Below are 7,303 nucleotides of genomic sequence, written 5' to 3' on the forward strand. Positions count from 1 at the left end.
ATTAATTTATAATTTTGCATTCCTAACCACTATGATGTTATAATGTACTTAACAAGGAATCTAACATGAATAGCACCTCCTCTCTACGTCAACTTGACGCCTGAGAGATAGGCGACTCCATTATTATACCATCTGTATCTTATGAAGCATATATACTGCCAATAAGTTGGATTATGTGGAATAACTACTTTGTTTTTTTCTGAATAAAATAAAACATAATAGAATTCCTATAACCTCTAAAAGTAGAATAAATAAACACATATAATGAAAAGAAAAACTCATTAAATAACCCACAGCTGCATTGGCCGAAAATGCCCCTATAACATTGCCACCGAAACCTAAAATTCCTATCGCCGCTCCTATATATTGAGAGAGTAAAGTATTCATTGTTTCTACATTAACATATAATAACGGCCCATAAATGAGCATACCTATAAGAATAAAGATCAATGAATCTAATAGTTTATTATCAAAATTTGTATAAAAATATAAAGAAGTCGATATTAAAATTAACACTATAAATATAACTGTGATAAGAGGATGCCATTGACTTTTATACTTTTTAATAAGTATTGAAAATATAAAAGTTCCTATAATTCCAGACCACTCATAAAGCATATATAAAATTGAAGCATAATTAGAGTTCATATGTTTATTATGATGTAAAATTGTTGGACTCCAATCTAAGATAGCATACCTAATGAAATACGCTATGATATTTATGAATAGAAGTAGTATAAATATATTATCTTTCATTAAATCAAACATATTTTGTCTAACTTGCTTCATGCTGAATTTTTGTGTTTCATTCGAAAGCTCCTTGGATAAACCCCCTTTATCTCTTGAAATATATATAAACATTAAACATATACAAGTTAAAATCAAACATATTATAGCAGGAAAGATAAATATACCCTTGTAGGAGCTAATAATAGATATATTAAGTAAACTAATCAAAAGAGTTCCTAAAGTTGCCAGTGGTGACATAAGACCACCACCGATATTTTGACCCATACTCCAAAGTGTAATAACAGTATTTTGCTGTTTATTTGTTTGCGCATAATTTGTGATTATTTTACTTGAAGTAGGATATCCAATCCCTTGCGCTAAACCATTGATAAACATAAGTATAAACATAGTTATTTCATAATCTTCTAGTGGGCTAAAACCAAAAACTAAATTAGCTAAGACACTAATTAAAAGTCCAAAAACCAAAAATTTTTTCGGATTAATATAATCAGTCAAAAAGCCCATTAAGAGGTTGCTAAAACCATAAGCTAATGAGACAGCAGACATAATTAAACCTAATTTATCTTGAGATATTTGATCTTGCAAATAGGGAATAGCTACAGAAAAATTTTTTCTTAAAAAATAATATGCTGTATAAGCAATGATAACTGCAGCAAAAATCAGTTTATTTTTTTTCATAAATTCAACTCATTTTAATTTAAAGTTTTGAGCTTCATTAACTCAATTATCATTTATTGTACATAATAAAATATCAAAAGAAAACAACGCTTTAAACTTAGGTTTAAAGCGTTGTTAATCATTTAAAAAAGTTTACAATTGGGGTCTGCAGTCTTATATTTGATAATAAAAAGAAATTTGGAGGTCGTTATGAAATTATTTATTACAAGTACAAATACTGATATAGGTAAAACTTATATTACTAAAGAAACTTTTAAGTTACTGCAGAATAAAGGTTTTAAGGTTCTGTTGCAAAGCTAAATATGTAGTATAATTTTAATAAAAAGGAACATTCTACATGAACTATTTCAGATATAAGCAATTTAATAAAGATGTCATAACTGTAGCCGTTGGCTACTACTTAAGATATGCACTTAGTTACCGCGATATAGCTGAAATATTAAGAGGACGTGGTGTTAACGTTCATCATTCAACGGTCTATCGTTGGGTTCAAGAATACGTTCCTATTTTGTATCAAATTTGGAAGAAAAAGCATAAAAAAGCTTATTATAAATGGCGTGTTGATGAGACATATATCAAAATAAAAGGAAATATGCGTTTATTAAGCGTCTGATTAAACAATTTGGTAAACCCAAAATGATAATTACAGATCAGGCACCCTCTCAACGAAGGTGGCCATGTCTAAATTAATTAAAATTTTTAAACTCAATACAGACTGTCATTGTAAATCTAAATATCTTAATAATCTCATTGAGCAAGATCACTGTCATATTAAAGTAAGAAAGACAAGGTATCAAAGCATCAATACGGCAAAGAATACACTCAAAGGTATTGAATGTATTCATGAGCTATATAAAAAGAACCGTAGATCTCTTCAGATCTACGAATTTTCGCCATACCATGAAATTAGCATCATGCTAACAATTTAAGCGAACACTGACATGATAAATTAGTGGTTAGCTATATTTTTTGCTTTGTAACAGAACCCATATTAACATCTTCCTCCACTATACGATTTTATAATTATTTCAACCCATAAACAACCAAATAAAAAGCATTTCAACCTTTTTAATATTTTGACTTTCGACAAAATCTGTGAGGCTCTTATTCCGCCGTAACCAAGAATTATTACTACAGTCATCATCATAATTACACCTGATGATGAATGCTTTTGTCTTTCATCATACCTATCTTGTTGTCTTTTCATCTAATAATTCTGATACACTCATAGCACTATCAAGGTGAAATTCTTAAACTAGAGTATGGACGTAAGACTTAAAGTAATTAAAAATAGAAATAATAAAAGACTGAAATAAAATTGAAGTGGGAAATTAAGTGTAAGTTAGTTAAAAGTATTAATGTTTTGACATATAATTTTTATATTGCTATAATTTTAATTGAATATAGGAGAGGTCTTGCCATAAGTAGACATTGAAAAAATAGAGAGTCCATGCTAAAAGTTGGAATTGAAAAAATGGAGAGGTCTTGCCATAAGTAGACATTGAAAAGCGACCAATTGGTCGCTTTTATTTTTATTATATAGGAGATATTATGAAATTATATAATGTAGATGAAGATTATATTAATAAGTTAAGAAATATAGACGAAAAAGTTCTATTCAATAAATCCACTCGTCCTTATTTAGGAGTCGTATTATCTATTAATAACCTTAATTATTTTGTTCCCTTAAGCTCTCCTAAAGACAATAAAAAAGTTAATAATCAACTCTCAATAAAACTTTTTGAAGTCAACAATATCCAAAATAAATTAGGGTACCTATTGTTTTTAAATATGATACCTGTACCTGATAAGTATCTTTCTAAAGTAGACATGAAGTATATAAAAGAACATGATCAAGAATATTATAAATTGTTAGTTAGCCAATTAATTTTCATTAGACAAGAAAATCAAAGAATCTTGAATAAAGCTCAAAAAGTATATAGTAATGCTGTGATTAAAAAAGTACCATTTATTGTATCGATGTGTGTAGATTTCTTAGCACTAGAAAAATATGTAACTGATTCAATTAAGTAAAGTCAAAAAAGCATATTACGATTATTTTATTAGAGAGTCATATAATAAGTTACATTATCAACCCACTATATCTTTTCATCAGCTTTTTAAATGGATTAAAAATAAGTACTACTCTTATCATGACCTTTGAAGATTAGTACTTTAACTCATTGGTTTTTTGATAAAAAATCTATATCGAGACAAACATTTAAAAGTTCTATAACAAAAACTTATCAATTAATCTTACTGTTGTTTTTATTAGTTGAAAAACCTAACACAAAGGCAAAAACACTCAATGTAAAACTTAATCTGTTTTTTCCGAATAAAAAAGAAAACCCCATTTCTAGTTTTTATTTTATAAACATTCTCTAGCATTTCAGTTAATGTATGCAAAGCACCTACAACAGCTCTTTCTGAAAAATTATATTCTTCATAACTCAGTAAAAACTTTTTAAATCTATATACTAAATACCTCCCCTTTCCACACCGTCCATTATAATTATATTTATTGAAATCAATATCATTATAATGTCATTATGTATATGTAAATAAAAAACACCCTCGACGCCAATCGAGAGTGAAAAACTATTTTTTGAGTATTAGCTTGCTAAAAATAAGTAAGGCAATCCTCTACAAATAAAATAGTTTAATTAAAAAATACTATTTTATTTTTCCACAAGCTACCTATCAAAATGTCTAGTGGTCTTTTTTGCCTTATTCTCTAATGACAACTTTCGCCTTTTAGTTTTTTTTGTCTGTTCAATGTACTTCTGTACAATCCCAGATTTAATAAAAACTATTAAAACTAAAGTTGTCAAAATAGCAATATATCATAACTCAATATATATTTTCGGTATAAACCTTTTCCAAATCATTCACAATTTCTTGGTTTCCGCATAATCATCAGTTAAAAATCAGATGCTTAACCAAATATTTTGAGGTCTCTTTGATAGTTACTTGAATATCTTTATTACCTTTTTGATTCGGTTTGATTGCTTTAATATTTGCCACAGGTCAATAATCAACTTGTAATGCTTTTTGCCATAAGTTAACCCATTCTTCTCGAGTTATATAATTAGTTTTATTCTTAAAATAGCTGTTTCAACACACAATAAAACGTGCATATGTTGATTGTAACTACCGTCATTTTTATTAACTGTTACTTCAGTTGGACGTAAGAATCCAATTAAATTTTTTAACTTTTGCATACATTTTTAATTTATTAAAAGCCTTAGATATATGTCTTAAACTTTGTTCTAAATGCTCACCGTCTATCGCATTTCGTGTTGATAGTGTAAGAAGTAACCAACGTGCTTTTGGCTTTTCTTTCACCACTTTTGTATTTTAAAAAATATTTAAAGCCAATTCTATATTTATATTTTTATACTATCTGAAATATGTTGTTAATATTCATCATCCAACAATTTATCGATGGGTTCAAGAATATGAACCTATTTTACAGCAACTAAGGACGAAATATCGAAGTATCAACACAGCAAAAACATAATTAATCGCATTGAATTTATTTATGAATTGCATATAAAAGACTTAGGCCGCTTCAGGTCTACAGATTTTCGCCATGCCACGAAATTAGTTATATACTGGCGAGTTAAGAGAATTCCTGCATATTAAAAGATAATAATCTATACTATTTATGGCCTTGCAACAAAATCATTAATTATATAACTTCAACATTAATTTATCTACTAAAATAAAGTAACCATAGTGAATTTTAAAATAAAGACCTCGGACAAGTTAAATTGTTCGAGGCCATATCACGTTTATTTTTACTTTCAATTCATGAACGTTTAAATTATTTCGGTTCCTGTTGTGTTACACAATGTATCATACCACCATTTTTATATAGTTCTCTTACATCGATGCCAATAACTTTTTTATTTGGGTATAACTTTTGTATGAATTCATTTGCAACTTTATCATTCTTATCATGATAATTTGGTACAAGTACTTTCTCATTTGTTACATAATAATTGATATATGAACCTTTATATTTCAAATTTTTCCCACTATTTAATTTAACATTCTTAGATGTTAATGGTAAGTATTCAAAATTATATCGCTCACCTTTTCTATTTTTAGCACTCATCAATATATCTATATCTTTATCAGTCAATCCCCAATCATATAAATCATCAGGTTTCATTGTAACTATCGTTTTGTTATCTAAAAATTTTACAAATCCATCAATATGAAAATCAGTAATATCCCAATTCTTTCGACCTTTTAACCAAATAAAATGATCGATAGGCATATATTGATTAATTAAAGACTCAAACTCATGGTTTGATATTTTAGGATTACGATTGTTATTAAGAATCGCACTTTCTGTTGCAATCATCGTACGATCACTATCTAACTCAATTGAACCACCTTCAAGAACTATATCGTTTGTTTTGACTCGTTCAATACCTGTAACAGCTTCAATTTCTTCGCCAATTTTATCATCCAATTTATAAAGATGTCATAACTGTAGCCGTTGGCTACTACTTAAGATATGCACTTAGTTACTGCGATATAGCTGAAATATTAAGAGAACGTGGTATTAATGTTCATCATTCAACAGTCTATCGTTGGGTTCAAGAATACGCTCCTATTTTGTATCAAATTTGGAAGAAAAAGCATAAAAAAGCTTATTATAAATGGCGTGTTGATGAGACATATATCAAAATAAAAGGAAAATGGTGTTATTTATATCGTGCTATTGATGCAGATGGTCACACATTAGATATTTGGTTGCGTAAGAAAAGAGACAATCAATCAGCATATGCATTTATTAAGCGTCTGATTAAACAATTCGGTAACCCAAAATGATAATTACAGATCAGGCACCCTCAACGAAGGTGACCATATCTAAATTAATTAAAAATTTTAAACTCAATACAGACTGTCATTGTACATCTAAATAGCTTAATAACCTCATTGAGCAAGACCACCGTCATATTAAAGTAAGAAAGACAAGATATCAAAGCGTCAATACAGCAAAGAATACACTCAAAGGTATTGAATGTATTCATGAGCTATATAAAAAGAAACGTAGGTCTCTTCAGATCTACGGATTTTCGCCGTGCTATGAAATTAGTCACACTTTGCAACAGAACCGTAATTAATATCCTATTCTTCATAAGATACCTAGGATTTCACTCCAATTTAATTTATAATAATTTGTATATTATACAAAGCAATTCACTACTTTTTATATTGTAATACTTAAAATAGGAGGTTTTCATTTTGGAAAATAAACAAAATAATGCTAATGGGAAAAAACTCTCTTTTGTTTTTACCTATAGTATTATTATTACCGCAATCGTCGTATTGTTAGGTGCAATATTTCCAACTCAGTTTAATGAAATAGGGACAAATATTACTGGTTGGATTACTGAATACTTTGGTTGGTATTATATGGTTATTGTTGCGTTAATGATATTCTTCTGTGTCTTCTTGATATTTAGTCCAATCGGAAAATTAAAATTGGGTAAACCAGAAGATAAACCAGAATTTAATACAATTTCATGGTTTGCGATGTTATTTAGTGCTGGTATGGGAATTGGTTTAGTGTTCTGGGGAGCAGCTGAACCAATCAGCCACTTTGTATCTCCACCATCTGGTGATCCTCAATCAGCAACTGCCTATAAAGAAGCTTTAAGAGGGGCATTTATGCAATGGGGCTTCCATGCATGGGCAGTATATGGTGTTGTAGCGTTAGCGTTAGCTTACTTCCAATTTAGAAAAAATGAACCTGCATTAATTTCAAAAACATTACGTCCAATTTTCGGAAATAAAGTTGATGGCCCCTTAGGGACAATTATTGATGTTGTTTCTGTCTTTGCCACAATTGGCGGGG

3 protein-coding genes and 5 pseudogenes are annotated in these 7,303 nt (G+C 29.0%); 5 read left to right on the forward strand and 3 right to left on the reverse strand.

Annotated elements, in window-relative coordinates:
* Nucleotides 1–171 precede the first annotated feature (171 nt).
* Nucleotides 172–1,428, reverse strand: coding sequence for an MFS transporter (locus SH09_RS09625; RefSeq protein WP_042739440.1), 1,257 nt, complete (start codon nt 1,426–1,428; stop codon nt 172–174).
* Between the two features lie 337 nt (nt 1,429–1,765).
* Here SH09_RS09625 and SH09_RS09630 point away from each other — a divergent pair.
* Nucleotides 1,766–2,357 (forward strand): annotated as a pseudogene (locus SH09_RS09630) (IS6 family transposase).
* Between the two features lie 622 nt (nt 2,358–2,979).
* Complete coding sequence (locus tag SH09_RS09635) at nt 2,980–3,462, forward strand: type III toxin-antitoxin system ToxN/AbiQ family toxin (protein ID WP_042739441.1); 483 nt, start codon at nt 2,980–2,982, stop codon at nt 3,460–3,462.
* A 799-nt stretch (nt 3,463–4,261) separates the two neighbouring features.
* Here the strand turns inward: SH09_RS09635 and SH09_RS16045 are convergent.
* A pseudogene (locus tag SH09_RS16045) lies at nt 4,262–4,779 on the reverse strand (protein rep); the annotation flags it as partial.
* 130 nt (nt 4,780–4,909) lie between these two features.
* Between SH09_RS16045 and SH09_RS17455 the strand changes: the two are divergent.
* A pseudogene (locus SH09_RS17455) lies at nt 4,910–5,054 on the forward strand (IS6 family transposase); the annotation flags it as partial.
* Between the two features lie 200 nt (nt 5,055–5,254).
* Here the strand turns inward: SH09_RS17455 and SH09_RS09640 are convergent.
* A pseudogene (locus tag SH09_RS09640) lies at nt 5,255–5,917 on the reverse strand (agmatine deiminase family protein); the annotation flags it as partial.
* Here SH09_RS09640 and SH09_RS09645 point away from each other — a divergent pair.
* Nucleotides 5,911–6,569 (forward strand): annotated as a pseudogene (locus SH09_RS09645) (IS6 family transposase). The pseudogenes SH09_RS09640 and SH09_RS09645 sit on opposite strands and share 7 nt — an antisense overlap.
* A 118-nt stretch (nt 6,570–6,687) precedes the next feature.
* A partial coding sequence (locus SH09_RS09650) for a BCCT family transporter (protein ID WP_200888856.1) occupies nt 6,688–7,303 on the forward strand: 616 nt, incomplete at its 3' end.

It is taken from the genome of Staphylococcus gallinarum (assembly GCF_000875895.1).
GTDB lineage: Bacteria > Bacillota > Bacilli > Staphylococcales > Staphylococcaceae > Staphylococcus > Staphylococcus gallinarum.

Excerpts from the sequence above, each read along its gene's own strand:
- SH09_RS09625 (WP_042739440.1), bottom strand. The coding sequence starts at position 1,428 with ATGAAAAAAAATAAACTGATTTTTGCTGCAGTTATCATTGCTTATACA.
- SH09_RS09635 (WP_042739441.1), top strand. The coding sequence starts at position 2,980 with ATGAAATTATATAATGTAGATGAAGATTATATTAATAAGTTAAGAAAT.